At 37.5% G+C, this 651-nt stretch carries 2 protein-coding genes; one reads left to right on the top strand and one right to left on the bottom strand.

Annotated features, from left to right (window positions below):
• Positions 1-187, top strand: a 187-nt coding sequence (locus tag J7R05_RS07465; protein WP_208541790.1) for a hypothetical protein, incomplete at its 5' end; no start/stop codon positions are given.
• A 12-nt stretch (positions 188-199) separates the two neighbouring features.
• Here the strand turns inward: J7R05_RS07465 and J7R05_RS07460 are convergent.
• Positions 200-651 (bottom strand): uracil-DNA glycosylase family protein (locus J7R05_RS07460; RefSeq protein ID WP_208541789.1); only part of this gene is annotated, 452 nt, incomplete at its 5' end.

Raw genomic sequence — 651 nt, 5'->3', positions numbered from 1 at the left:
TTTTTACTCTTTTCTTTCTTTTAAATATTTTGCCCACATGTCAGTCCCGTTTGTGATCGGCAAGGAAATGCTTTTGATTGATTCTACATACAACAGGCTTGAAATGAGAGAATCTGAACAGTATTCGTGTCACTCACTTAACATGCAAAATAATAAAACACCATTACGAATCCACGTTTTCATATAGCTTTAGGAAATTTCAGCATTGTTCTCGATATGTTTTTTCTGCTTCAAAAATTTGATGGAACATAGCATCCGTTAAGCGGCCAGTATTGGTATTATAGCGTGAACAGTGATAGCTTGAAAAGATACGTAATCCTCCGATATCATTTATTTTTCCATGTCCGAAAGGATGGGCTAAAATTTTTGCATTGAGAGCGCGTAGAGTGGAATGATGCGCAATAGTGCCAAGGGTGATAACAGCTTTAAGTTTAGGAAGATTTGTTAAAAGAGGGGAAAAGAAATATCGGCAAGTATTGATTTCTGCACCAGTGGGTTTGTTTTCTGGTGGAACACAACGAACTGAGTTGACAATTGCTACATCAATCAATTCAAGAGTGTCGTCTGCTCTTTCTTCGAAGGTACCTTGGGCAAAACCAAATTTTTTTAGAGTGGAATAATGTAAGTGTCCAGCATAATCACCCGTGAATG

It is taken from the genome of Bartonella capreoli, assembly GCF_902813205.1.
GTDB classification, from domain to species: Bacteria; Pseudomonadota; Alphaproteobacteria; order Rhizobiales; family Rhizobiaceae; genus Bartonella; species Bartonella schoenbuchensis.
The sequence above is the reverse complement of the archived record's forward strand: the minus strand, read 5'-3'. Positions and strand labels throughout refer to the sequence as shown.